The following is a 25,075-nucleotide window of genomic DNA, read 5'->3' as shown; positions in this document are numbered from 1 at the left end:
CAGGAACCAGATCGGAATCTGATAGGTTACTGAAAAATATTGCGTTATTGCCGTTCTGTGGCTAAGTGTGGAGAGGGTACAAACGAAGCGTAATAAAGGCAAGGGATATGAAATCACAAAAATACAATCACATCACGCAAGCAGTGCTGGCTCTCGGTTTACTCTGCACGACGGCCACGGTATTTGCCGCTCAGGTTCCCCCCGGGACGGTGCTGGCAGAGAAGCAGGAACTGGTAAGAAATAACGGCAGCGAGCCGGCATCACTGGATCCGCATAAGGTCGAGAGTGACGTTGAGTTTAATATTATCAGCGATCTTTTCGAAGGGCTGGTCAGCGTCTCACCGGCTGGTGAAATACAGCCGCGGCTGGCGGAAAAGTGGGAAAATAAAGAGAACACCGTCTGGACCTTCCATTTACGTCCGGGCATTACCTGGTCGGACGGGACCGCCATTACCGCTCAGGATATTGTCTGGAGCTGGCAGCGACTGGTCTCTCCTCTGACGGCATCACCTTATTCCAGCTACCCGGGCAATATGCATATTGTGAACGCGAAGGAGATTGCCGAAGGGAAAAAAGCGCCGGAGACGCTGGGGGTGAAGGCGGTGGATGATGCGACGCTGGAAGTTACATTAACCCAGCCGAACGCGGCGTTTTTAGCGATGCTGGCGCACCCTTCGCTGGTTCCGATTGATAAAGTGCTGGTAAACCGCTTTGGCGAACAGTGGACCAAACCGGAGCATATCGTGACCAGCGGTCCATATAAGCTGTCTGCGTGGGTCGTTAACGAGCGCATCGTGGCCGAACGTAACCCGCGTTATTGGGACAATCAGCATACGGTAATCAATAAAGTGACCTGGCTGCCGATTCATTCAGAAGCGGCGGACGTGAACCGTTATAAAGCAGGTGAAATCGATATTGTTTATACGGTACCGATTAACCAGTTCGCGCAGCTTAAAAAGACCATGGGCGATCAGCTGAATGTGTCGCCGCAGCTGGCGACCTATTATTACGAGTTCAACACCACCAGGCCGCCATTTAACGATCCGCGTGTCCGGCTGGCGCTGAACATGGCGCTGGATAAAGACATCATTGCGGAAAAAGTACTGGGGCAGGGACAACGCCCGGCCTGGCTGATTAGCCAGCCTGATATCGGCGGCGTAAAACTGCAAAATCCGGAATACGCCAGCTGGCCGCGCGAGAAACGCATTGCCGAAGCCAAAAAACTGCTGAGCGAAGCGGGATACTCAGATAGTCACCCGCTGGTGTTTAATCTGCTGTACAACACATCGGAATCACACCAGCGCGTGGCGATTGCCGCCAGTTCGATGTGGAAGAAAAATCTCGGCGTGGAGGCGAAGCTGCAAAACCAGGAGTGGAAGACGATGCTCGACACCATGCACACGCACAATTTTGATGCGGTGCGCTATGCGTGGATTGCCGATTATGACGATGCCGCCACTTTCCTGAATAACTTCCGCACCGGCGACAGTGAGAATACCAGCCAGTACAGCAATCCTGCCTATGATGAAGCCTTAAAGAACGCCGCCAAAGCGTCAGATGGGGTGACGCGCGGTAAGTACTACCAGCAGGCAGAGGATCTGCTGGCGAAAGATGTGCCGGCGGTTCCGGTTTATCACTATGTTCGTACCCACCTGGTAAAACCGTGGGTGGGGGGATTTACGCCGGATAAGCTGGGATACTACTTCACCAAAGATATGTACATCAAAAAGCACTAACGCTCAGGGGTAAGATTTTGTGCTGAAAAAACGGTCAATCTGTTGTTGATTCAACCGATTAACAGCATTTTGGTTATTTTTGAAGCAAGTGAACGGTTGCTGGCTTTACACGACGCAAGTAGCTGTTTATAGTGCGCCTCATTACGGAAGTGTGGCCGAGTGGTTGAAGGCACCGGTCTTGAAAACCGGCGACCCGAAAGGGTTCTAGAGTTCGAATCTCTACGCTTCCGCCAGATACAAAAAAATCCCGCGATAGAAATATCGCGGGATTTTTTTTTGTCTATACTGCGGAATCTTGCTGTCAGGGCCTGGTCTTGTCACTGCGCCAGCCCATCATAGATTCAGCGTAACGTGTGCTATCCAGCAGAGGCTTTGCTTGCACCCAGCCATCATTGACTTCTTTTTGCCAGGATTCTCCCCAGCTGTTTATAACCTTCAGAACCTCTATGCACGGATTTCCGCTGGCATTTCATCGGCACGGTAAGTTTAACCACGAAGTCGCGATAAGTAGGTTCCCGCATGAGCCTGAGAAAACTGACCGACTCCTGTTTTATATTGGGAAATATTTTCTTTAAGGTTGAGAATGCTGTTTTGTGAGTATGAAAAAAATTCTCAATGCATGCCTGACAATTAAAGTTTATTTTTTGAACTGTGTTTGTGAGGTTTTCGTAAATATTATAAACCTGATTCCACATTGTATATTCCCGAATACCACCATCATCGTTATCGGCGAAATCAGGCATCGTTTTATCTTTTGACGAGCACTCCAGTGATGGGTTACCGAACGCGACATATGCGGCATAATTTAAGGCATTTATTGCACTCCCGCCTTCATCTGCAAGAGGCTCATGACTTCCTGAATCCTCTTCACCAAAAGGTTTTACCAGCCCGTAAGGTGAAAAAATCTTGTCTGGCGTATAGCGAGTACAATCCTCAGGTAATTTGAGGCCGTTTTCTGCAGTAAGCATGACTGCCGCAGAGGCGGCGTAACAGATCCCCCGGCCACCCTGTGCAGGCACGTTGGGTAAGTTAGTGACTTCACTCAGATCGCTTTGCACCACATATTCTTTCGACGGTGGGGTGAATGCCGCAAATGCAGGATATTGAGCCGATGCTTCAGAGGGGAGCAATAAAATAAACGCCAAAATAGCTAAGGCGTTGACCCTTTTCATATCGGCGAACCTTCTCTATGGGCGCCGTTGTAAATAACGATGTTAGCGCATTGCTCGTTTTTTGCGCCATTGCGAGAGAAACCTCCGCGTTCGATAAATTCCTGCTTTACATGGCGCTAAGAGGTGTTTATAGTGCGCGTCATTCTGGAAGCGTGGCCGAGCGGTTGAAGGCACCGGTCTTGAAAACCGGCGACCCGAAAGGGTTCTAGAGTTCGAATCTCTACGCTTCCGCCAAATAAAAAAAGGGGTTACCGAAAGGTAACCCCTTTTTGCTTTGGGGTCGTTTCCCCATCAGTAACATCGCCTCCATTGTGAGGCGCTCAGGACGCCACGCTCTTGACCCTGCTGCGCCGGGGCCGCGAACTGAGTTCCGGGCCGTTGTCTATTCGCCGTTTCCCGGCATCACCCGTTCATCCAGTCTGCTATCAGGCGCCAAAAGTAGAGCATCCTGCTCAGCGATAGTGACTATCTTGCCTGGCCCGGAATAACCCCTCCCAGGGAACTTATCTGTTATGGATAGATTGCAACGCATCGCCTTACTGCTTGCTCGCATTGATGAAAAGCAGAGACCATTCCTGCGGGGGCATTCACTTCTGTCATTGAGATAAGCTTTCATATAGGGATTCGGCACTTTTATTGGCAAAGGTATTTGTCTGGTACAATTTCGGTACTGGAGCATTCGAACCGATCCGCCAGCATATCCCGCAGCGAACAGATGCGCTGCGCAGGTAGCGTCGCCGGCGAGGATAACATTGCGCGACCTTGAAACTAGCCGGAAAGGTGACTAAATTCAAATGTGGTCACAAATTTCAATCAATGGCTATCACGCTAAGCTGAAAAAATGACTAAGAATATGAACGTCCCATCATCACGTGGTCCACTTGATCACAGCGTCCGAGAGCAAATTGTCGAAGCTGCTTTTGAGCATTTCGGCCACTACGGCTACGAAAAAACCACCGTGGCAGAGCTTGCTAAATCTATAGGTTTTTCAAAATCTTACATCTATAAATTTTTTGATTCTAAACAGGCTATCGGCGAGGTGATCTGCGCTAACCGTCTGTCGTTGATCATGGAGGCCGTGCATTCGGCAATAGCCGATGCGCCGTCAGCCAGCGAGAAACTCCGTCGTCTCTTCGGGGCGCTCACCGAAGCGGGGAGCGAGCTGTTTTTCCACGATCGTAAGCTTTACGACATTGCCGCCGTAGCCGCACGGGACCGGTGGCCTGCGACGGAAAAGTATACAGAACATCTGATGAAGCTGATTGAGGGCATTCTGCTTGAAGGCAGGAAGAACGGGGAGTTTGAAAGAAAAACGCCGCTGGATGAAGCCACGCACGCGGTATATCTGGTGATGTGTCCTTTCGTTAACCCCGTCCAGCTGCAGTTTAATCTCGAAGCGGCTCCCAAAGCAGCGGTACTGCTTTCTTCACTGATTTTAAGAAGCCTGGCCCCCTGATTTGTGACCATTGACTTTATTGGTCACCGGTCTGAGAATGCGGATACCATTCTGCTAATGCAATAAGGTTCCCATGCTCAGGCTTAATTCAGCCCGCCTTGCCGTCTGCCTCCTGCCGTTCATCCTGGGGGCCTGCGGCGACAATTCCGCTAATGACGATCCGCGCACGCGGCCGCCGCTCGTCAGAGCCGGGTCCGTTGAACTCGCGAACACCACTTCCCGGAGCTTTACCGGCGTGGTGGTAGCACGAACGCAAAGCGATCTTGGTTTCAGGGTGCAGGGTAAGATCCTCGAACGTTTTGTGGATACTGGCCAGAGCGTTAAACGTGGTCAGCCATTGATGCGACTGGACCCTGTTGACCTGAAGCTGCAGGCGCTGGCGCAGCAACAGGCCGTTGATGCCGCCAGGGCACGCGCAAGAAAAGCAATCAGTGATGAGGCGCGCTATCGTGGCCTCGTTGCCTCTGGCGCCGTATCCGCGTCAGAGTATGACCAGATTAAAGCGGCGGCCGATTCGGCTAAAGCGGAGCTCAGCGCCGCCCAGGCTCAGGCAAACGTGGCGCAAAACGCGACGGGCTATGCCGTGCTGCTGGCCGATTCCGACGGCGTGGTGATGGAGACCCTCGGCGAACCCGGTCAGGTCGTCAGCGCCGGACAGGCGGTGATCCGGCTGGCGAGAGCGGGGCAGCGCGAGGCGCTGGTGCAGCTACCGGAGACGTTGCGTCCCGCCATCGGCAGCGAAGCTCAGGCTACGCGCTATGGCAACGAAACAGAGCCTGTCGTTGCCAGACTGCGGCTGCTTTCGGATTCGGCCGATGCGACGACCCGCACATTCGAGGCGCGGTACGTGCTGGAAGGGCCGCTGGCGAACGCCCCGCTGGGGTCGACCGTGACGCTGCAAATCCAAAAAAATAGCGGGGAGCGCCCGGTGATGCAGGTTCCGCTGGCTGCTCTGTACGATGCGGGCAAAGGGCCCGGTATCTGGCGCATTTCCGCGCGGCCGACAAAGGTCGTCTGGCAGCCGGTGAAGGTGCTTAGCGTAGGTGCGGAAGCGGTGCAGGTGACTGGCGATCTGCGGCCGGGCGAGAAGATTGTGGCGCTAGGGGCGCATCTTCTGCATGAAGGCGAGTCTGTCCGACTTGCTGAACCACGCGATGCTGCCCATGCGGGGAGCAAACCATGAGCGCAAAACGCTTCAATCTGTCAGCGCTTGCGGTGCGCGAGCGCTCGATCACGCTGTTTTTGATTATTCTGATTACGATAGCCGGTATTTATTCGTTTTTTGGCCTTGGGCGAGCGGAAGATCCGCCCTTTACGGTCAAACAGATGACCATTATCAGCGTCTGGCCAGGGGCGACCGCGCAGGAAATTCAGGATCAGGTTGCCGAGCCGCTGGAAAAACGTCTGCAGGAGCTCAAATGGTATGACCGTACGGAAACCTATACCCGCCCCGGCATGGCATTTATCACGCTCTCATTGCAGGACAGCACGCCGCCATCTCAGGTGCAGGAAGAGTTCTATCAGGCGCGAAAAAAGCTTGGGGATGAGGCCAAAAATCTCCCCGCTGGCGTGACCGGGCCGATGATCAATGATGAATTCGCCGACGTGACTTTCGCGCTCTTTGCGCTGAAAGCGAAAGGGGAGCCGCAGCGCCTGTTGGTTCGTGATGCCGAAACATTACGCCAGCAGCTCCTGCACGTCCCTGGCGTGAAGAAAGTCAATATTATCGGCGAGCAGGCTGAACGGATTTATATCTCTTTCTCGCATGAGCGTCTGGCTACGATGGGACTCTCTCCGCAGGATATTTTCAATGCGCTTAACAGCCAGAACGCCTTAACCCCGGCGGGCTCCATCGAGACTCGCGGCGCGCAGATCTTTATTCGCCTCGATGGCGCTTTCGACGAATTGCAGAAGATCCGCGATACGCCATTTATCGCTCAGGGTAAAACGCTCAAGCTATCCGACGTGGCAACGGTGGAACGAGGCTATGAAGATCCTCCCACGCTGCAGATTCGTAACCAGTCTGAACCAGCGCTGCTGCTCGGTATTGTCATGCGCGAAGGCTGGAATGGTCTGGCGTTAGGTAAAGCGCTGGATGCCGAAGCGGCAAAAATCAATGCGGCTATGCCGCTGGGGCTGACCCTGACGAAAGTCATCGATCAGTCGGTGAATATCGGCGCGTCGGTCGACGAGTTCATGATCAAATTCTTCGCCGCCCTGCTGGTCGTTATGATGGTCTGTTTTGTCAGCATGGGGTGGCGCGTGGGCGTTGTGGTCGCGGCGGCGGTCCCCCTGACGCTGGCGATTGTTTTTGTGGTGATGGAAGCCTCCGGTATCAACTTTGACCGCGTCACCCTCGGCTCGCTTATTCTTGCTCTCGGCCTGCTGGTCGATGATGCCATTATCGCCATCGAAATGATGGTGGTGAAAATGGAGGAGGGCTACGACAGAATTAAAGCTTCGGCCTACGCCTGGAGCCATACCGCCGCGCCAATGCTGGCAGGAACGCTGGTGACAGCCATTGGCTTTATGCCAAATGGTTTTGCGCAGTCTACGGCCGGAGAATACACCAGCAATATGTTCTGGATTGTCGGCCTCGCTCTGATCGCCTCGTGGCTGGTTGCCGTTGTTTTCACACCGTATCTGGGCGTGAAGATGCTGCCGGATATTGTAAAAGTGGAAGGCGGCCATGCCGCTATCTATAACACGCCGCGCTATAACCGCTTCCGCCGTATGCTGGCCCGCGTTATCGCAAGCAAATGGGGAGTGGCCGGTTCCGTCGTCGCTATTTTCGTTCTGGCCGTTCTCGGAATGGGGCTGGTGAAAAAACAATTTTTCCCCACCTCTGACCGGCCGGAAGTTCTGGTCGAAGTGCAGATGCCCTATGGCACCTCGATTGGGCAGACCAGCGCAGCGGCGGCCAAAATAGAGGCGTGGTTGCAAAAACAGCCGGAAGCGAAAATTGTTACCGCCTACATCGGCCAGGGCTCACCGCGCTTTTATCTGGCGATGGCCCCCGAGCTACCCGACCCGTCGTTTGCCAAAATAGTGGTGTTGACGGACAGCCAGCAATCACGCGATGCGCTCAAACTTCGACTGCGGGAAGCCGTCGCCAGCGGACTGGCGCCAGAAGCGCGCGTTCGCGTAACGCAACTGGTGTTTGGCCCGTATTCACCTTTCCCGGTGGCATGGCGGGTGATGGGGCCAGATAGCGATAAATTGCGCGACATCGCCGATAAGGTTAAGGCCGTGCTGCAGGCAAGCCCGATGATGAGGACCGTCAATACCGACTGGGGGACAAAGGTACCAGCCTTACATTTCATCCTCGATCAGGACCGTCTGCAGGCAACCGGTTTAACGTCGAATGCCGTGGCCCAACAGCTCCAGTTCCTGTTATCGGGTATTCCCATTACCTCGGTACGGGAAGATATTCGCTCGGTGCAGGTAACGGGGCGCGCCGCCGGTGATATACGTCTGGATCCGGCGAAAATTGAGGGGCTTACCCTGGTGGGCAAGGCGGGGCAGCGCATTCCTCTGGCGCAAATCGGCGAGGTGGAGGTGAGAATGGAAGACCCGCTACTGCGTCGTCGCGATCGAACGCCCACCATTACCGTGCGGGGGGACATTGCCGATAATCTTCAGCCGCCGGACGTTTCTGCCGCCCTCATGAAGCAGCTACAGCCGATTATTGATTCGCTCCCGCCCGGATACCGTATCGACATGGCGGGCTCGATTGAGGAATCGGGCAAAGCCACTCAGGCGATGGCGCCGTTGTTCCCCATCATGATCGCCCTGACGCTGCTGATCATCATTCTGCAGGTACGTTCAATGTCAGCCATGGTGATGGTGTTTCTTACCGCTCCGCTGGGGCTGATCGGCGTGGTTCCTGCGCTGCTGCTTTTCAATCAACCGTTTGGCATCAATGCTCTTGTCGGGTTGATCGCGCTTTCGGGGATCCTTATGCGTAATACGCTGATTCTTATCGGCCAAATCCATCATAACGAGAGGCAAGGCCTCGACCCGTACCATGCGGTGATAGAAGCTACGGTACAGCGGGCAAGACCCGTACTCCTGACGGCAATGGCCGCTGTGCTGGCGTTTATTCCCCTGACCCATTCGGTGTTCTGGGGGACCCTCGCTTATACGCTGATTGGCGGAACGTTAGGGGGCACCATCATGACGCTGGTCTTCTTGCCGGCGATGTATGCGATCTGGTTCCGGATCCGTCCTGAGGTTCCGTTCCATTCGATACGACCACAGGCGTAAACGGTATTTCTTCTCATCGCGCGCGACCGACCAGGAGGGGAGGAGACCTCAGGCTCCCCCCCGAACGGGGAGGGGTATTTTTGTGATGCAAGTCATAAAATAACCCCCGGTTATTGTGATGTTACTTGCATGCAATGGATTTGAATTTGAATCGACCCGCTCTATCTCTGCGGGTTTTTTTTCTTCCCGCGAGTGCTGACCGGCGATCGGCTGCACGTCAGGCGGATTCAATGGCCGAAACCAGCACCGAATCCAACACATTCCAGCCAACGCGTTCTTGACCTTGCGCCAGGGATTCACTCATCCATCGCTGGGCTATAGGCCGCTGAGCGAGAACATCTGTCTGGCGCAGGCTATTTGCGCTTTTCCAGATGATGCCCGCCAGATAATGCTATCGCCACGAGTCTTGCGCCATGCCTGACGTCGTAAAACTCACGGGATCGGCGTTGTTGCTGTATTTCCCTGTCAGGATTGCCATGATTTATCTTCCGGGTCTATGCTGAATGAGCAGGCATCATGTGCCGTCCAGGCAGGTTAAACACTGATTAACAGGTGTTGTTATGGCCACTGATCCGGAACTGATTTATCTTGAGATCCTGGAAACTATCCTGATGGCCACGCTGGATCCCCAGCTGTGGAAACTCGCGCTGCAGAAGCTGTCGTTCCTGACAGGTCATCAGTACGCGGCATTACTTTTTTATGATAAAGGTAATGCGCATCTGATGACCGATTCCTTCCTCTTTGAAGAAAAGGTATTTACGGCCTACCGGGATGTATTTCTGGCCATTGACCCTGCTGAAAAAATACTGACGGGGCTGCCTGTCGGGCAGATGTACAGGGACAGGGAGTTTTTAGGCGATAAATTTATTGCTAACAGCATTTATTACAATGAATTTCATCACCCGAATGACCTGAATTATCTGACCAGTGTCAAGCTGTGTACCGTCAACGGTTATTCCACCTATTTATCGCTGATGACAGCCAACGATGCCGCCTATCCGCAGTCTGCACAATTTGACGTATTTCGGCGGCTCATCCCGGCGTTAATTACCGCCAGTCAGCTTCACGCCAGATTTGAGCAACTTCGTGACACGATTGAGTATCAAACTGCGATTATGGATAACGGTATTTACCCGGTCTGGCTGGTGGATCGTAGCGGGAAAATTCTTTACGCCAGTGCCCATGCCGAAAGTTACCAGCGTGCGAGCGTCCGGTTGGTCTGGTCTGCCGGCGCGGATACACTCAGTCTGGATACTGACAGCAAAAAACTGAAACATGCCATCGAACAGGCCACGCGAACCGGGGCGCCCCCCCGGGCGGGATTGTGCTACACCACCAGACGCCCTGCAAAACCGATCCTGGTGCTTCCGGCCTCCCGTATTCCCGGAGTCGCCTGCATTATCATCCCCGAGCCTTTCCTCAGCGGCAGCGCCTTAATGGAGGTGTTTGATGTTAAACCCGCCGAGAATGCGGTGGCAGAACTGCTGGTCAGGGGGATGACCCCGGATGAATGCGCCCTACATCTGGGCGTATCCATCACCACCATCAGAAGCCATCTCAGTGCGCTGTACCGGAAAACACATACCCGAAATCAGTCCGAATTGCTGCTCATTATCCGGGCCATTCACGGCTGATTTATTTCACGCACTCCTTCATATGAATGAGTGAGAGTTGCATTCCCGCCATTATACTCATGCTTATACGGCTGACCGGATTTTCACTACCGTCATTCATGCCGGCAGTATATCCGTGTCTGTTTACGGGATGCGGGAATGATGTTTTATCTTTATCTGACCGTCTTACTGTTTTTAGCGCGCCGGGTTGTGTTTGGTGTGTGGAATTTGATGAGAAATAACCTGAAACGTCTTTCGTTCATCATTCTGCCATCACTGCTATCGGCGTGTGGTTCTGAACAGGCGCGAAGCACATAACCCCGGAATGGCGAAAAGAAGCGAGATCGCATCCTGTGTAACGGATGTCATTATATGAATGACGCTATCTTCACATGTCAATAATAAATGAAAGTTATATTGATGAGGAGTGTATTTATGTTTTCTCGCAAAACATACTGGTCAGCACATGCAATATGCCTGCTCTTTTTTTCTGCTTCAGTCCTGGCTGGGGAACCATCAGCACAGGGGCAGTATCTGTGTGAGGAAAATTACAGATGTATTTTCTTACCTGTCATACTTTTTATTGTCATCTGCGGTACGCTGGTTTCTATTTTAGTTATCCGCCGCTCTCTTCCTGAAACGTGGTCTTTGGCGGATGCGCTTTCTGAAGATGTGGAGTTATCTGCCGTCACTGAAGTTAAGGAAACAAAAGATGGTATTGATACAGTGACCAAAACACCGCTTTATGACCCGGCAGGCAAACCTGTTCTGGAAACCGTAATGAAAGCCAGCTCGAGTCGACTCATTGCACTGACAGGAATGCTGGTCATTTTATTTATGTTTATTGGTTTTGGGTCCTTAATATTACTTGATTATGGCATGACTGGTAAAATATCAAGTCCTGAATCCGTTGGCGAGATTATTAAATTCCTGTCTGCCGGGATGACATTATTTGCACCATACCTGGTGAATAAGTTCTCTTCTTTGTTTCAGAGCCTGTCCTCAAATAAATAGAGACGAAATCGCGTCTCTGCAGTAATAAACCCATGAAGGAGAATATTATGGAGACGATCAACAAACGTATATTCATCACGACCCGCTATCCCGTCAGCGCGCAACATGGTCGCCCGCCCATCGCGTTTCTGCAACAACTGGTGGAGACTCTGGATGGGTTACCCGATGATGTTTTTGCTGAAAATGAGCTTCATGATATCTATGCCGTCATGAAAGGTGTGCTTGGGCCTTACACCAGCCTTAAACACCGAAAAGCAGTGATGTGTGAAGTGCTTCGCGTGCAGGCGGGGTTTGAATCGGACTGGCGCTGGGATGCTGGCGTCGATTCGGGAAATCATCGTTCCCGGACTCACATTGAAAGCGAAGAGACCGGAGCCTTCCAGGTATCATTTGACAGTATTGGCACCAGACAATCGGCACTGCTGGGTTTTGCGAAACAGCATGGCATAGACACGGCAGAAACGTTCATTACTAAAATGAAAACGGACCACGGCCTGGCCGTGGAATATTGTGCCCGATTATTGCGGATCAGCACCGCCTGGTGCGGTACGATAAAAGACCCGACTAAGGTTATCTCCCACGTGCGGCGCGATGCCGTAGAGGAATTTCAGACATTTCTCTCGCCCCGAATATCGTCCCAAACGCTCTCCGCGGCAGGTATCGGGCCGCTCAGCGACAAAGATAAAATGATTGAGGTGATAAATATTGCCAGAACGCCAGCCCGTTATGAAAAAGTACAGGAGATTGCCGCGAGTGAGCTCTTTAAGCTAACCCATGAGAGCTGGCCACATGACGGCTGTGCGTTAAATCTGGCTAATCTATTGCAGGAAGGTGGCATTGCCGTTCCCGATATTACGCAAGCATTAGCTTTGGGCAACTATCTTCACGATGAAAGAAAATGGCAAAAAATTCCTGTTGGACAACAGCAACCTGGAGATGTTGGTTCTACCTGCGGCCCGACGGCCCACCATGGTTATGATCATATTTATCTGGTGCTGGAACGCCAGGACAGCGACAAAATGGTGATTGTCGATAATCAACAACCCCTACCTCATGAACGACTCGCCAGCGGAAAGGGTAAAACACCGACGAAATTCTTTTTGCGCCCGGTCTGAAGCAACCAACAAAGATCGGCCTGGTTAGCGCGTAGCGTCTCTCCCGCTGCGGCCGGGGAACCGTCAACGCGAGCTGAAGCACAAGTCGGCAACTGCGTTATTTCAGCAGTTGCCGCGCAGGACCCACGCGATATTTGGCGGCTGGCCCTCTACGCTCATTCGGCGCTAAGCCTCCAAAGCATCTGCTCTGCATTCCTCGCTGGCAGCGTGCAGGGCGCGCAATCCCGATCTATTATCGCGGCGGCGAGAGGGGTTATTTATTTAGCAGCTTATTATAGACGTAGAAATCCGTGTCGCGTACGAAGCCATTTTTCTCATACAGCGCTTGTGCTCGCGTATTATCCGTTGCGGTACTGAGCATAATAAAAGCCGAGTCGGACTCTTTGGCTAACTGCCCGGCGCGGGCGATAAGCGCTTCAGCAACCCCCTGTTTACGGGACGAAGGATCAACAAACAAGTCATACAGTAACCAGATACGCTTCATTTCTAATGAGCAGAACAGCGGATACAGTTGCGTAAATCCCACGACTTTGTCGGCAATTTGAGCAAAGAAAATAGTCGATTCATTAAGCTGTAAGCGTTGCAGAATAAAATCACGCGCCTGCTCACGCTGGGTCCCGACATCATAAAATTCGCGATATGCAAGAAACAGCGGCAGGATTTTATCCACATCCTTGGGTTGCGCCTGATAAATATTCATCTTAAACCTCGTGGCAAAGACCCATTATTGTAGGCCGAATTATCCCACTGTAAATACCAACCTTGTGGGGGAACAAAATACTGACCATTTCACCCACAGCGCGCGGTGGGTGTGCGGAGGATTGAACGTGCCGTCAGCGGGCAGACCCGCTGCTATTGTGGCGCATATTCGCGCTCGCTGGCGTCCGGTGAGCTGATGGTGTAGGATTTTTGTTCGCGGCATAAATGCAATCTGGATCATATTTTTAATATTTTCCGCGAAAAACGATCGCATCTTAAGGTTGTTTTAATCTTTTATTTTATCTTGTTTTAAATAAAGCATTTTCAGATAAGAAAGCGATGCGGGGCAATATTTTTAACTGTTTTTATTTTATGGGAATTGTTTTCATTATCATTCCCATTTCTCTGTGTTTTAATCCTTTCCGGCCAGGCTATCGGCGGCCATTTATCCATTAATACTAAGGATTAGCACATGAATTTTCGCCTGTCGTCTTATTGCTCCGCCGCGCTCGTCGCTGCTTCTGTGTTTCTTGCTCCTCAGGTCCTGGCGGCCGAAAGCGGTGAAGGCATTGTTGTCTATAACGCGCAGCATGAAAATCTGGTCAAGTCGTGGGTGGATGGCTTTACCAAAGAAACCGGTATTAAAGTGACTCTGCGTAACGGCGGTGATAGCGAGCTGGGAAATCAGCTGGTGCAGGAAGGCGCGGCTTCGCCGGCTGACGTTTTCCTGACGGAAAACTCCCCGTCAATGGTCCTGGTCGACAATGCAAAATTATTCGCGCCGCTGAACGCCGACACCTTAAGTCAGGTGGCGCCGGAATTTCGCCCTGATCACGGCCGCTGGATCGGCATCGCGGCGCGTAGCACCGTTTTTGTCTATAACCCGGAAAAAATCAGCGAAGCTCAGCTGCCGCATTCTCTGATGGATCTGGCGAAACCGGAATGGAAAGGGCGCTGGGCCGCATCGCCATCGGGTGCTGATTTCCAGGCCATTGTCAGCGCGATGCTGGCACTGAAGGGCGAGCAAGCGACGCTGGACTGGCTCAAAGCGATGAAAACCAACTTCGTGGCCTATAAAGGCAACAGCACCGTGATGAAGGCCGTCAATGCCGGGCAAATTGATGGCGGGGTGATTTACCACTACTATCGCTTTGTCGATCAGGCCAAAACCGGTGAAAACAGCAAAAACACCAAACTGTATTATTTCAAACATCAGGATCCGGGTGCTTTCGTGAGTATCTCCGGCGGCGGCGTGCTGGCCTCCAGCAAACATAAAGAGCAGGCGCAGGCCTTCATCAAGTGGATCACCGGTAAGCAGGGTCAGGATGAGCTGAGAACCAATAATGCCTTTGAATATGCCGTAGGTGTCGATGCCGCCTCTAACCCGAAACTGACGCCGCTGAAAGAACTGGATGCGCCGAAAGTAGAGCCTTCTTCGCTGAACAGCAAAAAAGTTATCGAACTGATGACGCAAGCTGGCCTGCTGTGATCCCTCCGGTGAAGTGAATACCTTATGTCTGGTCTGAGTATTACACTCGGAAAAAAAGTACGACGCCTGCCTGAGCGCAGGCGTCCTGCATTTCCGATGGTTGCATTAGCGGTACTGTTTTCATTATTAGCACTCCTCCCGCCGGGTTTTGTCGTTGCCGTGGGGATTGATACCGGATGGGAGACCATTAAGGCGCTGGTGTTCCGTCCGCGCGTCGGGGAGTTGCTCAGCAATACGCTGTGGCTCAGCGCCCTGACCGTCCCGGCGTGCATTGCGCTCGGCGTGACGGTCGCGTGGCTGACTGAACGCACGACCCTGGCAGGGCGGCAGGTCTGGTCGGCGCTGGCGGTTGCCCCGCTGGCGATTCCGGCGTTTGTTCAGAGCTATGCCTGGGTCAGCGCGGTGCCATCGATGCACGGCCTCTCCTCCGGCGTGTTCCTCTCGGTGCTTGCCTATTATCCCTTCATCTATATGCCGGTCGCGGCGGTGCTTCGCCGCCTGGATCCGACGCTGGAAGACGTTGCCGCCTCGCTGGGCACGCCGCCGTGGAAGGTTTTTTTCCGTGTGGTGTTACCGCAGCTGAAGCTGGCCATTTGCGGCGGCGCGCTGCTGGTGGCGCTGCACCTGCTGGCGGAATACGGCCTGTATGCGATGATCCGTTTCGATACCTTTACGACCGCGATCTATGACCAGTTCCAGTCCACGTTCAGCGGTCCGGCGGCCAATATGCTGGCCGGCGTGCTGGCGCTGTGCTGCCTGGCGTTCCTGCTGCTGGAGAGCGCCACCCGGGGGAAAGCGCGCTATGCCCGTATTGGCGCCGGGGCCGCGCGGGAGCAGAAACGCAAACGCATGAATGTGATGGCGACTCTCGCTGCACAGTCGCTGCTGTGTGCGCTGGTGCTGCTGGCGCTAGGGGTACCGCTGCTGGTGCTGTGTCGCTGGCTGTGGTTGGGGGGCCTCGAGAACTGGATGAACGCCGACCTGTGGCACTCTCTTCGCCAGACGCTGGTGCTGGGGGCCAGCGGTGCGCTGCTGACGACCGCCTGCGGTATCCCCATCGCCTGGCTGGGGATTCGCTACCCGCATCGTCTGTTTCGCCTGCTTGAAGGGTGCAATTACATGACCAGTTCGCTGCCGGGTATTGTGACCGCGCTGGCGCTGGTTACGGTGACCATCCACTATGCCCGGCCCATCTATCAGACTGAAGTGACGCTGTTTCTGGCCTACCTGCTGATGTTTATGCCTCGTGCGCTGATCAATCTTCGCGCGGGAATCGCCCAGGCGCCGGTGGAGCTGGAAAACGTCGCGCGGAGTCTGGGAAGAAGCCCGGGGCGGGCGCTGTGGAGCATCACGCTGCGTCTCGCCGCGCCGGGCGCGACGGCCGGGGCCGCTCTGGTCTTTCTCGGCGTCAGCAACGAACTGACCGCGACGCTGCTGCTTTCACCGCTGGGAACCCGTACGCTGGCCACCGGCTTTTGGGCACTAACCAGCGAGATAGATTATGTCGCTGCGGCGCCCTACGCGATGCTGATGATCGCGATTTCTCTACCGTTGACCGGTGTGCTCTATCACCAGTCGAAAAAAATTGCAGGTCTGTAAATGCTGGAATTAACCTCGATCTCAAAATCTTTTGCCGATGTTCAGGTGCTGGATAACCTTTTTCTGTCGGTGGCCCCCGGCAGCCGCACGGCCATCGTCGGGCCGTCCGGCTCCGGAAAAACAACGCTGCTGCGTATTCTCGCCGGGTTTGAAACGCCGGATGCCGGGCGCATCGTGATGCAGGGCAGAACGCTGTTTGATGAGGGGATTTTTATTCCCGCCCATCAGCGCGGCATCGGTTTCGTCCCGCAGGAGGGAGCCTTGTTCCCGCACCTTAACGTCGCCGACAATATTGCCTGGGGCTTAGATTGCTCCCGGCAGGAGAAGCGCCGTCGGGTCGCGGCATTGATGGAGATGGTGTCGCTGGATGGGCAGCTGGCCACGCACTGGCCGCATGAAATATCCGGCGGCCAGCAGCAGCGCGTGGCCCTCGCCCGGGCGCTGGCGCAGCGGCCGTCGCTGATGCTGCTGGATGAACCTTTTTCCGCCCTCGATACCGGACTTCGTGCCACCACGCGAAAGGCGACGGCAGACCTGCTTGCCCAGGCCGGCGTCGCCGCGATTCTGGTGACCCACGATCAGAATGAAGCGCTGTCGTTTGCCAGCCAGGTTGCGGTGATGCGTCAGGGGCGCTTTACCCAGGTGGGCACCCCGTTTGAGGTGTATTCGCGGCCCGCCGATGAAGCCACGGCGCTGTTTCTGGGCGATGCGCTGGTGCTTCCTGCCGAGCTTCAAGGCGGACGGGCGCAGTGCGCGATTGGCGCGCTGCTGACCGATAATGACGATGTCACGGGGCAGGGGCGGGTTATGCTGCGTCCGGAACAGCTGATGATTACGCCTTGCCAGAATGAGGAGAGTGCCGCCACCATCCTCGACGTGGATTTTTCCGGCCATTTGTCGACTTTAACGCTGGCGATCGCGCAGCAGACGCTGACCCTGAAAACCGTCAGCCGGGCGGACTGGGTGCCGGGCCGCCGGGTACATATTGAGGTCAGCGGTAAAGGGCGGGTGTTTATTCCTTAATAAATGAAAATCGCGCCTGGGTATTTCTGGCGTCATTTATTCTACCGGCGACCGTGACGTGGATGAATAATATCGACACGCATGGTCTGGCGGTTAAAAATGCTGATTGCGGATCCCTGTCGGCTAATCGCGCCGCATTTTCGCGCCCGTCATGCCGGCGTACAGGCTAGCGTTAGCCCTTGAGTTAACTGAATGAATCGATTAATGTGAGTCGTCGTTCACCCATCCTTTGCACGTTCCGTGGGGCCTCTGAACAACTAAAAATACGAATAAGATAACACTCACTTCCTCTTTGCTATCGGTGAAGCGTAACGGCGTGCGTGGTAATGCACAATAAGAGAATAATGATAGTGCTGGAGTTCATATGTGGACTGTGATTGGCATTTTTTTAGTTCTGGTTTTTATCGGCAATGTAATAAAGAAAAAAGAAACGCCCCCTACTAAAAAAGGTAGTCGGGTGGCCGAGCCGTTGGTTGACGTTGAAAAACGAAAAGCATATACCCTGCAGGTTGACCCGGTAAAGACGGTGACGAAGCCGCGGATGCTTTTGAGTGACATAGCGACGGATGACAAGGCGCCGCACTCGTTAATGGTCGATGTAAATAAGGCTGCGCCCGGTATTACGATAGCGGAAGCGCTAAATCTTATTATGCATATTGACGGGTTTAAAGAGTATATGTTAACGCGCTATGCAATAACGGGATTAACTCACCTGGCACCGGCTTATATGTCCGATGTCCATGATAATTTCATGCGCTTAATTGTGAATAAACCCTTCTATGCTATTCAGCAATTTAACTGGGCACGAGTCATTGATTTTTCTTCTACCCCGCGGAGAAATATTTCTTCGTTATATCACTTTAGCCACCTGTCAAATCTGAGAAGCATATTTAAATCTGGGATTATTAGCCGCCAACGACTCGAAGAGGGTGGGCACCGTTTTCACTATAATGATGAACTGAGGCTGGAGGGGGTAAGGGATGCGATTTCCCTGTCGTTAGGTGAGGTGAATAAAAAAATGCTCTACAAATATTCCCAGGGGCTGCGCGATCGCGACTGGGTGATCTTCAAAATTAAAAAAGAGCTAATTAGCGGACCCACCCAACCTTCATTCGATCATCGGGCTTTGCTCAAACGAGCCATTTTTTGCCACCACAACGCGGCGTCTTCCGCTGTCAGAGCCATCAGCGTGGAGCAGCGGCAAAAACATCAGGCTTTCCAGGCGATGTTTTGCGGTGATAATCATCAAGATTCCGGCGATCGCCCGTATGATATCCAGGCCGAAATTTTATATTCTGGCGAGATCCCAGTCTGGTTTATTAGTGACGTTATTTTTTATTCCGCGGATAAGATCCCGCCGTGGTTACGCGACTATACGGTGAACATCGTGGTTGACCCTTCACATTTTTCTTTCAGGTGAGTTTATGGCCGTTCGTCCCGTCTTTATCCCGACCCGAGAAGGGGAGGCGCTGGTTGACATCGTTAACGTGGATTTCAGCTGGTCACCGGGTCTGGCGGTCAGCCAGAAACAAAAGTCTATTGCCGCGCTGCATGACGGTTACGCCCGGATGTCGCCGGGAGCAAAGATTCTTGAAGTATCCAGTAAATCTCCGGATGCACTGGGCGTTCAGCTCAGCGCCTTTAACATGGGCGTCGGTAGCCTCGGCGGACAATTTATCAGCGTGGAATCGCTGTTCCAGTCTTCGAAAGTGTTTACCGATAGCGGAACGGTACGCGGGCCCTTTCGCGAGCTGATGCGAAAGGCGCCAAAAGAGGCCCGGCGCGCGGAGGTGCTCAAAACTTCGGGGCGCTTAACCCACTTTTCCTTTCAGCCCAACGAGGCGCGTGAACCGGTTATCTGGCCGCTGGAGCCGAAAAGCGCGTTCTATGACTGGCTGTATCTCAACGCGCTGTACCACTCGCCTTGCAAAGAGCAGGTGCTGAACTATTCGGCCTTTACCGATATTGAATTTAATCCGGCGAAATCGGTCAACTGCCAGGCCTACTCCGTGGCGCTGTGGTGCGCGCTACGCCAGCGGCAATTGTTAACAGCGGCTATTCCCCCGCGAGATGCGTTCATCGCACTGATCGAACGCTTCACCATTTACAACACCAGCGATGGCGATCTCCGCAATATGTCTCTTTTCTAACTAATCAGGAGCGATAATGGCAAGGCAACGACTCAATGGCGATATCCCTGTGCCGACCGCTTCTGCGGCAGATACCTTTGACGATATTCCGCAGGCGCGTAAGCAGGCGATTCGGGAAGAGGTGATGGACGACTATTACGCGCGCCTCCAGGCTGTGAAAAAAGAGGTGGATGCGATGACCATTACCCAGCGCGAAATGTTTCACCGTAGTCTGACGGAGACGCTGGCATTGCTGTCGGTCGGGGAGACGAAAAAATGAATGAGAATAAAATCCTGGCCGCCGTTGCTGAATCCCTTAGTAAAACCCACGACGCCATCAACCAGGCCAATAATGCGCTCGGGACGCTGGCACGCGAGTATTTGTATCGCTCAATGCTGGAGAGCGCGCTCTCCGGAGAGCTGATTGCGATGGAAGCGGCCTTGAAATCGGTGCAGGAGCGTATCCAGCGCCAGGAAAAACATGAGGCGATGCTGGCGGAAATGGATCCCCAAAATCGGGAGGCGTTTAACGCGCTGTACGAAGAAAACAGGGCCAGATACGCCCGGCTGCTGAATGAAAAACACCCCGGAAAGTAAGCCGCCATCGCTGTATTCCGGCGGCGAAAAAAAAGCCAGCCAGGAACTGGCTGGCAAAGTTTCGGATACAACTCCATATTATGATTGGTGTTTCGGGGGAACCTGAACACCTGTCTGGACACGGCGGTAGACGCTGCAATACCCAGAAAGCTGGCCAGCTATCGTCGCCTCGCGGGGTTATTCTCCGGCCAGCAGCTTTTTGCAACTGTAGATAAACGCGCTGGAACGCCGGGTTAACCCTTCAATCTCCCTCGGCTTCATGCCGTTACGCAGATGGGTCATAATCCATTGCCGATCGGCGTCGACATGGGAGCGGCAGTGGTATTTCGCTGCCTCTTTCTCTACTTTTTGCTGCGCCAGCAGGGCGGCGATCTCCTGCTGCTTTTGGCGGGCTATCGGCGCCAGCTCGCTGTCGTCGTGTCGCGCTATTTCGTTCCAGATCGCTAAGGCGCGCCGCAATAATCCCCGCTCCTGCAGACTTTGCGCCTGAATCTGTTTCTCTTGCAGTGTTGTTACCATGATATCGGCACGGCCCGTTCGCTGTGGGGTTATTTGTCATACAAATATGGCGATGATTGATTCAGAAGGAAAATGAATAATTTTTATCTTAATTATGAATGAATGGCATGATTTTATATCTTGCTGATTATAATAAATTTTATTGTGATGCGCGGGAGAGGGCAGGTCCGGCGTCTGAGAGGCTGGTGTGCGCTATCATCAGACCCCGGAAAGATAAAAATTACAAATCAATCAGCAAGTTGGCCGAGCGGCTGCGGGAGCAGCACAGGGCTATCTGCTGCGCGGCGGCGGCTTTCTCGGCCTCTGACTGTACCGTATCACGATGATCGGCCTCGCCGGCCATCAGCGGGGTCAGGCAGGCGCCACACATCCCCATTTCGCAGGAGAGCGCCACGGCAACGCCATGTTCCTGCAGCACCTGGGCAATGGTTTTATCGCCCGGGACCGGCCACGTCTCGCCCGACGACGCCAGGGTGACGGTAAACGTATCCTGACCATCGGTCGCCGCGGCGACCTTCAGCGGCTGGAAGGCTTCGCTGTGAACCTGCGCCTCGGGCCAGTTTTTTTCCGCCGCAATCCGCCGGGCGGTAGCCATAAAACCCGACGGGCCGCAGAGATACAGATGGTGGTCGGCGCGCGCATCGCCCAGCGTATCAGCCAACGATGAGCGTGGACTTTGCCCTTCATCTGAACAATGGACCACGCAGGTGCCGTGGCTGATGATTTTTGCCATTTCGCCGACAAAAGCCGCATTTTCCCGACGTTTAACGTAATAATGCAGCTCAAACGGCGTGCCCACCGCGTCGAGATACAGCGCCATGGTATACAGCGGCGTGATGCCAATGCCGGCGGCCAGCAGCGTTACCTGTCGCGCAGGCTGCAGCGCAAACAGATTGCGCGGCGGAGAGATAAGCAGCGTCTGGCCCGGGCGCAGCGTCTCATGAATATAACGTGACCCGCCGCGGGAGGCCTCCTCCCGGCTAACGCAGATCAGATAAGCGTCGGCGCCCGCTTCGGCGTGGGGACCGGTAAGCGAATACTGGCGAATTATCCCGCAGGGCAGGTGAACATCAATATGCGCCCCCGGCAGCCAGCCGGGAAGCGGTCTGCCGTCCTGGGCTAACAATTTGATAGCGAGGCTTTTGTCCCCCTCGCGCCACAGGCCATCGACAACCACCTTCAATACGTCACTCATCACTCTTCTCCCTTTACACCAGGAAAAACTCACCAAAGCCCATTTTCTTCAGGCTACGACGATAGGCGATTGAACTGCGATCGGCGGGAATATGCGCCTCAAGCGTTAAGTCCAGCGGCAGTCGTTCCGGACGCTGGGTCTCCACCATCAGACGGTCTTCCTCGAACACGCGCAGGTTGAAGGCATGTACCTCTTCGACCGGCACATGCAGATCAAAATTGCGCGCAATGGGGGCAAACATTCGGGTCATCCGCGATGAGACCGGTGAGGCGGCATTCATGATCACCAGTCGGGCCTCGCCGGGGAAATGGATGGTCAGGGTCGCCGTGAAGGGCAGGTGCAACTCAAAATGGCGCAGCCACTGGAAGCCGTCCGGGGCCCGAAATTCAGAACTGGCCGGGTAATTGCCGACCGAACTCCAGTAGTCGGCGGTGAAGCCAAAGGGGGTCTCCTGCGGGATATAGTCGGGAACCAGCTGATTATCGGGATCCGCAAAGGTGTCGGTATGGATCCAGGCGAAGTGGGCAACATCGAGAAATCCCTCGACCTGGCGGCCGGCAAAGCCATTGACCTCAAATCCGGGGCAGTTAATCTGCTGGAAGCCCTCATCGTCCCAGTGGGGAAGGGTGGGCAACGGCATTGGGTTTTCCGCGTCGAAAGCCAGGCAGGTCCAGATCAGCCCGTAGCGCTCTTCGACCGCGTAGCAGGTAAGATTAAGCTTCGCCGGCACCGGACGATCGGGGCTTGAGGGAATGCGGTTGCAGAGGCCATCCTCCCCGAAGCGCAGGCCGTGATAGGGACAAACGATCCCTTCTCCATCATGGAAGCCCAGCGTCAGCGGCACGCCGCGGTGCGGGCAGACGTCGCGCGCAACCACGACCTGCCCCTTAACGCGATAGATAACCAGCTGTTCATCCAGCAACACTGCTTTCACCGGCGCGGCGCCAATATCTTCGGCGCGGGCGACCGGATGCCAGCAGCGGGCCAGGCGTAGCCAGTCTTCAGGATCGAAAGTGCAATGGGCGGGGGGCGTTGGCGCGGCTCTGTTCATGATTTTCCTTCCTGCTCACAGAATACATTTGTTTAATTGTTGTGAGTTTATTGTTGTCATATTAGGGTGTTGACATCCATCAGCATTATTTCACTCACCCGTTGCAAAAAAGAGGACAGGGTAGGCATGAGTCCGTTTTCGCGTTTTGCGCTCTATTTTGCTGAAGTCGCCCGCAGCGGCAGCCTGCGTCGCGCCGCTGAAAAGCTGCATATTTCGGCTTCGGCGATCAATCGCCAGATCCTGCAGGCCGAAGAGGCATTTGGTACGCCGCTGTTCGAACGTCTACCGGAAGGTCTGCGGATGACGGCCGCCGGCGAGCTGCTGTATGACAATCTGCTGCGCTGGCAAAAAGAGTTTCGCCTGACCCGGCAAAAGTTTGATGAGCTGCAGGGGCTGAAGCGTGGAACGGTCAGCGTGGGGATGGTGCAGGCGCTGGCGGAGGGGAGCTTTGCCGCGGCGCTGGCCGATATCATCGGCACCTGGGACTGGCTGGAGCTGGTTTTGCAGGTGGCCGACAGCCATACGGTCAGTGAAAAAGTCCGTCAGGCCGATCTCGATTTCGGCCTGATTCTTGACCCGGAAGGCCAGGCGGGGCTGAGCGTACTGGCGTTTGTTGAACTGGAAATGGGGGTGGTCATGCGTCCGGATAATCCCCTGGCGGATGCGGCTACGCTCTCGCTGGGGGAGCTCAGCCAGCAGCGCCATATCGTCCCTGGCGCTCCGCTGATTGTGCACGACCGTGTCGGCATGCTCTATCGCCATTATGATTTTAGCCCGGCCAACAGCATCAGCTGCAACGATATCCGGCTGATTAAATCGCTGGTGCTGAAGGGCAGCGGCGTGACCGTTCTGAGCCTGCTGGATGTTCTGGATGACGTGAAAAGCGGCCAGCTGGCGTTTGTTCCGCTGCGCAATAAGCTGCTGCGGCCGCTGACGCTGGCGCTGTGTACGGCGCCATCGCGCCAGCTATCTCGCCCGGCGCAAATGGCGATTCAAAAATTGACGGCGGTGATGGAGGAGATGCAAACCGTTGGCGGAGGTTAGCCCAGCGGGCCGCCCTGGATGGTTTCACACAGGCCATTGATAATTCGCTCTCCGGTCTCCTCCTTGAGCTCCTGATACCACGCCTGGGTCAGAGCCATATCTTTCCCGTGCGTGATGTCGCAGCGCTTGCGCGCCTTGAGTATCAGGTCGCGCACGCGCGCGCAGCGCAGCGCTTCGTACTGCCGCAGCGCGGAAACAATCTCGCGATTTTCCAGGAAAATATTGCCCAGCACCACCGCATCCTCCATTGCCGCGCAGCCGCCCTGTCCGATGTCCGGGGTCGTGCTGTGTCCGGCGTCGCCGAGCAGCGCGACCTTGCCGCGCACCAGGGTATCGAAGGGCTCAATGTCATGGATTTCAACGCGGTTGGTCGTCTGTGGATCCAGAGCGGCAATCAGTTTTTGTACCGCTGGCGCCCAGCCGCTGAAGTAGCGGCTGAGATCGTCGCGCAAAGTGTGCCGATCTTCGGCCAGACCGGCGGGCAGCGGAACATCAAAGAAGAAATAGAAACGGCCATGCGCCACCGGCATCAGCGAGACGCGCTTGCCTTCACCAACGAAGGTGGTCCACTGATCCGCCGGGGCAATGCTCTCATCGATATCCACCAGTCCATTCCAGTTGACGTAACCCGCATAGCGGCGTTCGGGCTTATGACCAAGTACATAGGGGCGCAGCGCCGAGTGGCTGCCGTCGGCGGCGATCAGAAAATCACCGTGGGCCGTGGTCCCGTCGCTAAACCAGACGGTCACGCCGTCGGCGTTTTCTTCCGCACGGGTCACCCGTTTACCAAACTGCACCGCCTCGCGTCCCCAAAAATCGAGCATCTCCCTTTGTAGTTCGCTACGTGACACGGGGCAGGGGCGGCCGCCGGTGCGTTCAACCAGCGGGGCAAGGCTAAACCGGGTCAGGGTTTCTCCGCCCTGATACTCTTTATAGGCTAAAAAGTGCATCGGGCCGCCGTAGGTTTCGATGATCTCGCCCATGCCGAGGTTTTTCATGCACTTCACGCCGTTTGGCCAGATGGAGATCGCCGCGCCGACCGGTTTTATCTCTTTCACCGCCTCAAACACCTCGCAGGTGATTCCCGCATTCTTCAAGGCCACCGCCGCGCTCAGACCGCCGATGCCGGCACCAATCACTAATGCTTTCATGCTGTTCTCCTTATATTGCGTCATCAGGAGGTGAGCAATTTGCGTACCAGCTTGCGCAAAGCACCAAAATCGGCCTTGCGGCGACAGCACGGCAAGGTTTCGCACTCATCTGGTGCGTTGGAGGGTGGCAACTGCCATTTTATGAACTAAAAATTTCTTAATGGTGATGACGGAATCGAAAGTTTCATGAATGGCGCCCCCCTGATG

Annotated in this window: 21 protein-coding genes, 2 tRNA genes and 1 pseudogene; 18 read left to right on the top strand and 6 right to left on the bottom strand. The window is 54.6% G+C overall.

Features of this window, described 5'->3' with window-relative positions:
• Window positions 1-107: 107 nt before the first annotated feature.
• Complete coding sequence (locus tag Q1L34_RS17445) at window positions 108-1,736, top strand: ABC transporter substrate-binding protein (protein ID WP_015584707.1); 1,629 nt, start codon at window positions 108-110, stop codon at window positions 1,734-1,736.
• 145 nt (window positions 1,737-1,881) lie between these two features.
• Window positions 1,882-1,969, top strand: a tRNA-Ser gene (locus Q1L34_RS17440).
• Between the two features lie 156 nt (window positions 1,970-2,125).
• Here the strand turns inward: Q1L34_RS17440 and Q1L34_RS17435 are convergent.
• Window positions 2,126-2,908, bottom strand: coding sequence for a hypothetical protein (locus Q1L34_RS17435; RefSeq protein ID WP_004860193.1), 783 nt, complete (start codon window positions 2,906-2,908; stop codon window positions 2,126-2,128).
• Between the two features lie 146 nt (window positions 2,909-3,054).
• On the opposite strand from Q1L34_RS17435, the gene Q1L34_RS17430 reads away from it, so the two are divergent.
• The 8 genes and pseudogenes from Q1L34_RS17430 (at window position 3,055) to Q1L34_RS17390 (ending at window position 12,372) form a co-directional block, all read left to right on the top strand.
• Window positions 3,055-3,142, top strand: a tRNA-Ser gene (locus Q1L34_RS17430).
• A gap of 607 nt (window positions 3,143-3,749) precedes the next feature.
• Window positions 3,750-4,364 carry a TetR/AcrR family transcriptional regulator gene (locus Q1L34_RS17425; protein WP_004860265.1) on the top strand — a complete coding sequence of 205 codons (615 nt, stop codon included), beginning with the start codon at window positions 3,750-3,752 and terminating at the stop codon, window positions 4,362-4,364.
• 73 nt (window positions 4,365-4,437) lie between these two features.
• Window positions 4,438-5,547, top strand: coding sequence for an efflux RND transporter periplasmic adaptor subunit (locus Q1L34_RS17420; RefSeq protein WP_015584704.1), 1,110 nt, complete (start codon window positions 4,438-4,440; stop codon window positions 5,545-5,547).
• The gene (locus Q1L34_RS17415; protein WP_327204216.1) at window positions 5,544-8,630 is read left to right on the top strand and encodes an efflux RND transporter permease subunit; all 3,087 of its coding nucleotides are present in this window, start codon (window positions 5,544-5,546) and stop codon (window positions 8,628-8,630) included. The genes Q1L34_RS17420 and Q1L34_RS17415 overlap by 4 nt, the downstream gene beginning before the upstream one ends.
• Window positions 8,631-9,190: 560 nt before the next feature.
• Window positions 9,191-9,304, top strand: a pseudogene (locus Q1L34_RS17410) (helix-turn-helix transcriptional regulator); the annotation flags it as partial.
• 48 nt (window positions 9,305-9,352) lie between these two features.
• On the top strand, window positions 9,353-10,264 hold the full coding sequence (locus Q1L34_RS28495) for a helix-turn-helix transcriptional regulator (protein WP_369974016.1): 912 nt from the start codon (window positions 9,353-9,355) through the stop codon (window positions 10,262-10,264).
• A 414-nt stretch (window positions 10,265-10,678) separates the two neighbouring features.
• A complete protein-coding gene (locus Q1L34_RS17395) occupies window positions 10,679-11,257 on the top strand; it encodes a hypothetical protein (RefSeq protein ID WP_004860277.1) in 579 nt (192 codons plus the stop codon).
• A 47-nt stretch (window positions 11,258-11,304) separates the two neighbouring features.
• Entirely contained in the window at window positions 11,305-12,372 is a 1,068-nt protein-coding gene (locus Q1L34_RS17390) for a hypothetical protein (RefSeq protein WP_015584701.1), read from the top strand.
• A 253-nt stretch (window positions 12,373-12,625) separates the two neighbouring features.
• Here Q1L34_RS17390 and Q1L34_RS17385 read toward each other — a convergent pair whose 3' ends face one another.
• Window positions 12,626-13,072 carry a GNAT family N-acetyltransferase gene (locus tag Q1L34_RS17385; RefSeq protein ID WP_032717645.1) on the bottom strand — a complete coding sequence of 149 codons (447 nt, stop codon included), beginning with the start codon at window positions 13,070-13,072 and terminating at the stop codon, window positions 12,626-12,628.
• Window positions 13,073-13,543: 471 nt separating this feature from the next.
• On the opposite strand from Q1L34_RS17385, the gene Q1L34_RS17380 reads away from it, so the two are divergent.
• The 7 genes from Q1L34_RS17380 to Q1L34_RS17350 all read left to right on the top strand — a co-directional run bounded on the left by Q1L34_RS17380 (window position 13,544) and on the right by Q1L34_RS17350 (window position 19,908).
• Window positions 13,544-14,560 (top strand): iron ABC transporter substrate-binding protein, encoded by a 1,017-nt coding sequence (locus Q1L34_RS17380; protein WP_327204215.1) that lies wholly within the window; start codon window positions 13,544-13,546, stop codon window positions 14,558-14,560.
• A gap of 24 nt (window positions 14,561-14,584) precedes the next feature.
• A complete protein-coding gene (locus Q1L34_RS17375) occupies window positions 14,585-16,159 on the top strand; it encodes an ABC transporter permease (RefSeq protein WP_048023103.1) in 1,575 nt (524 codons plus the stop codon).
• Window positions 16,160-17,182 carry an ABC transporter ATP-binding protein gene (locus Q1L34_RS17370; protein WP_004860286.1) on the top strand — a complete coding sequence of 341 codons (1,023 nt, stop codon included), beginning with the start codon at window positions 16,160-16,162 and terminating at the stop codon, window positions 17,180-17,182.
• 364 nt (window positions 17,183-17,546) lie between these two features.
• Window positions 17,547-18,602: a DarT ssDNA thymidine ADP-ribosyltransferase family protein gene (locus Q1L34_RS17365; protein ID WP_327204214.1), complete on the top strand. Its 1,056-nt coding sequence runs from the start codon at window positions 17,547-17,549 to the stop codon at window positions 18,600-18,602.
• 4 nt (window positions 18,603-18,606) lie between these two features.
• Window positions 18,607-19,332 (top strand): DarT1-associated NADAR antitoxin family protein, encoded by a 726-nt coding sequence (locus Q1L34_RS17360; protein WP_004860292.1) that lies wholly within the window; start codon window positions 18,607-18,609, stop codon window positions 19,330-19,332.
• Between the two features lie 16 nt (window positions 19,333-19,348).
• Window positions 19,349-19,591 (top strand): hypothetical protein, encoded by a 243-nt coding sequence (locus Q1L34_RS17355; protein WP_015584697.1) that lies wholly within the window; start codon window positions 19,349-19,351, stop codon window positions 19,589-19,591.
• Window positions 19,588-19,908: a hypothetical protein gene (locus Q1L34_RS17350; RefSeq protein ID WP_048023096.1), complete on the top strand. Its 321-nt coding sequence runs from the start codon at window positions 19,588-19,590 to the stop codon at window positions 19,906-19,908. Before Q1L34_RS17355 ends, Q1L34_RS17350 begins: the two co-directional genes overlap by 4 nt.
• Window positions 19,909-20,085: 177 nt before the next feature.
• On the opposite strand, the gene Q1L34_RS17345 is transcribed toward Q1L34_RS17350, so the two are convergent.
• The 3 genes from Q1L34_RS17345 to hpxD form a co-directional block, all read right to left on the bottom strand.
• The gene (locus Q1L34_RS17345; protein WP_044023548.1) at window positions 20,086-20,427 is read right to left on the bottom strand and encodes a hypothetical protein; all 342 of its coding nucleotides are present in this window, start codon (window positions 20,425-20,427) and stop codon (window positions 20,086-20,088) included.
• Window positions 20,428-20,647: 220 nt separating this feature from the next.
• Window positions 20,648-21,622 carry a PDR/VanB family oxidoreductase gene (locus Q1L34_RS17340; protein ID WP_327204213.1) on the bottom strand — a complete coding sequence of 325 codons (975 nt, stop codon included), beginning with the start codon at window positions 21,620-21,622 and terminating at the stop codon, window positions 20,648-20,650.
• 13 nt (window positions 21,623-21,635) lie between these two features.
• Window positions 21,636-22,673 carry a molybdenum cofactor-independent xanthine hydroxylase subunit HpxD gene (hpxD, locus tag Q1L34_RS17335; RefSeq protein ID WP_032717653.1) on the bottom strand — a complete coding sequence of 346 codons (1,038 nt, stop codon included), beginning with the start codon at window positions 22,671-22,673 and terminating at the stop codon, window positions 21,636-21,638.
• 126 nt (window positions 22,674-22,799) lie between these two features.
• Between hpxD and hpxR the strand changes: the two genes are divergently transcribed.
• Window positions 22,800-23,717 carry a LysR family hpxDE operon transcriptional regulator HpxR gene (hpxR, locus tag Q1L34_RS17330; protein WP_004860304.1) on the top strand — a complete coding sequence of 306 codons (918 nt, stop codon included), beginning with the start codon at window positions 22,800-22,802 and terminating at the stop codon, window positions 23,715-23,717.
• Here hpxR and hpxO read toward each other — a convergent pair.
• The gene (gene hpxO / locus Q1L34_RS17325) at window positions 23,714-24,868 is read right to left on the bottom strand and encodes an FAD-dependent urate hydroxylase HpxO (protein ID WP_004860305.1); all 1,155 of its coding nucleotides are present in this window, start codon (window positions 24,866-24,868) and stop codon (window positions 23,714-23,716) included. The genes hpxR and hpxO overlap by 4 nt on opposite strands.
• Window positions 24,869-25,075: the final 207 nt, after the last annotated feature.

Source organism: Klebsiella ornithinolytica, assembly GCF_030505655.1.
Lineage (GTDB): Bacteria > Pseudomonadota > Gammaproteobacteria > Enterobacterales > Enterobacteriaceae > Klebsiella > Klebsiella ornithinolytica.
This window is presented reverse-complemented; position numbering and strand designations above follow the sequence as displayed.

What these genes read in the sequence shown, in the direction of transcription:
- Q1L34_RS17375 (WP_048023103.1), top strand. Translation starts at nt 14,585, where the DNA reads ATGTCTGGTCTGAGTATTACACTCGGAAAAAAAGTACGACGCCTGCCT.
- Q1L34_RS17365 (WP_327204214.1), top strand. Translation starts at nt 17,547, where the DNA reads ATGTGGACTGTGATTGGCATTTTTTTAGTTCTGGTTTTTATCGGCAAT.
- Q1L34_RS17390 (WP_015584701.1), top strand. Translation starts at nt 11,305, where the DNA reads ATGGAGACGATCAACAAACGTATATTCATCACGACCCGCTATCCCGTC.
- Q1L34_RS17370 (WP_004860286.1), top strand. Translation starts at nt 16,160, where the DNA reads ATGCTGGAATTAACCTCGATCTCAAAATCTTTTGCCGATGTTCAGGTG.
- Q1L34_RS17420 (WP_015584704.1), top strand. Translation starts at nt 4,438, where the DNA reads ATGCTCAGGCTTAATTCAGCCCGCCTTGCCGTCTGCCTCCTGCCGTTC.
- Q1L34_RS17425 (WP_004860265.1), top strand. Translation starts at nt 3,750, where the DNA reads ATGACTAAGAATATGAACGTCCCATCATCACGTGGTCCACTTGATCAC.
- hpxR (WP_004860304.1), top strand. Translation starts at nt 22,800, where the DNA reads ATGAGTCCGTTTTCGCGTTTTGCGCTCTATTTTGCTGAAGTCGCCCGC.
- Q1L34_RS17395 (WP_004860277.1), top strand. Translation starts at nt 10,679, where the DNA reads ATGTTTTCTCGCAAAACATACTGGTCAGCACATGCAATATGCCTGCTC.
- hpxO (WP_004860305.1), bottom strand. Translation starts at nt 24,868, where the DNA reads ATGAAAGCATTAGTGATTGGTGCCGGCATCGGCGGTCTGAGCGCGGCG.
- Q1L34_RS17360 (WP_004860292.1), top strand. Translation starts at nt 18,607, where the DNA reads ATGGCCGTTCGTCCCGTCTTTATCCCGACCCGAGAAGGGGAGGCGCTG.
- Q1L34_RS17340 (WP_327204213.1), bottom strand. Translation starts at nt 21,622, where the DNA reads ATGAGTGACGTATTGAAGGTGGTTGTCGATGGCCTGTGGCGCGAGGGG.
- Q1L34_RS17350 (WP_048023096.1), top strand. Translation starts at nt 19,588, where the DNA reads ATGAATGAGAATAAAATCCTGGCCGCCGTTGCTGAATCCCTTAGTAAA.
- Q1L34_RS17385 (WP_032717645.1), bottom strand. Translation starts at nt 13,072, where the DNA reads ATGAATATTTATCAGGCGCAACCCAAGGATGTGGATAAAATCCTGCCG.
- hpxD (WP_032717653.1), bottom strand. Translation starts at nt 22,673, where the DNA reads ATGAACAGAGCCGCGCCAACGCCCCCCGCCCATTGCACTTTCGATCCT.
- Q1L34_RS17355 (WP_015584697.1), top strand. Translation starts at nt 19,349, where the DNA reads ATGGCAAGGCAACGACTCAATGGCGATATCCCTGTGCCGACCGCTTCT.
- Q1L34_RS17345 (WP_044023548.1), bottom strand. Translation starts at nt 20,427, where the DNA reads ATGGTAACAACACTGCAAGAGAAACAGATTCAGGCGCAAAGTCTGCAG.
- Q1L34_RS17445 (WP_015584707.1), top strand. Translation starts at nt 108, where the DNA reads ATGAAATCACAAAAATACAATCACATCACGCAAGCAGTGCTGGCTCTC.
- Q1L34_RS17380 (WP_327204215.1), top strand. Translation starts at nt 13,544, where the DNA reads ATGAATTTTCGCCTGTCGTCTTATTGCTCCGCCGCGCTCGTCGCTGCT.
- Q1L34_RS17435 (WP_004860193.1), bottom strand. Translation starts at nt 2,908, where the DNA reads ATGAAAAGGGTCAACGCCTTAGCTATTTTGGCGTTTATTTTATTGCTC.
- Q1L34_RS17415 (WP_327204216.1), top strand. Translation starts at nt 5,544, where the DNA reads ATGAGCGCAAAACGCTTCAATCTGTCAGCGCTTGCGGTGCGCGAGCGC.
- Q1L34_RS28495 (WP_369974016.1), top strand. Translation starts at nt 9,353, where the DNA reads ATGACCGATTCCTTCCTCTTTGAAGAAAAGGTATTTACGGCCTACCGG.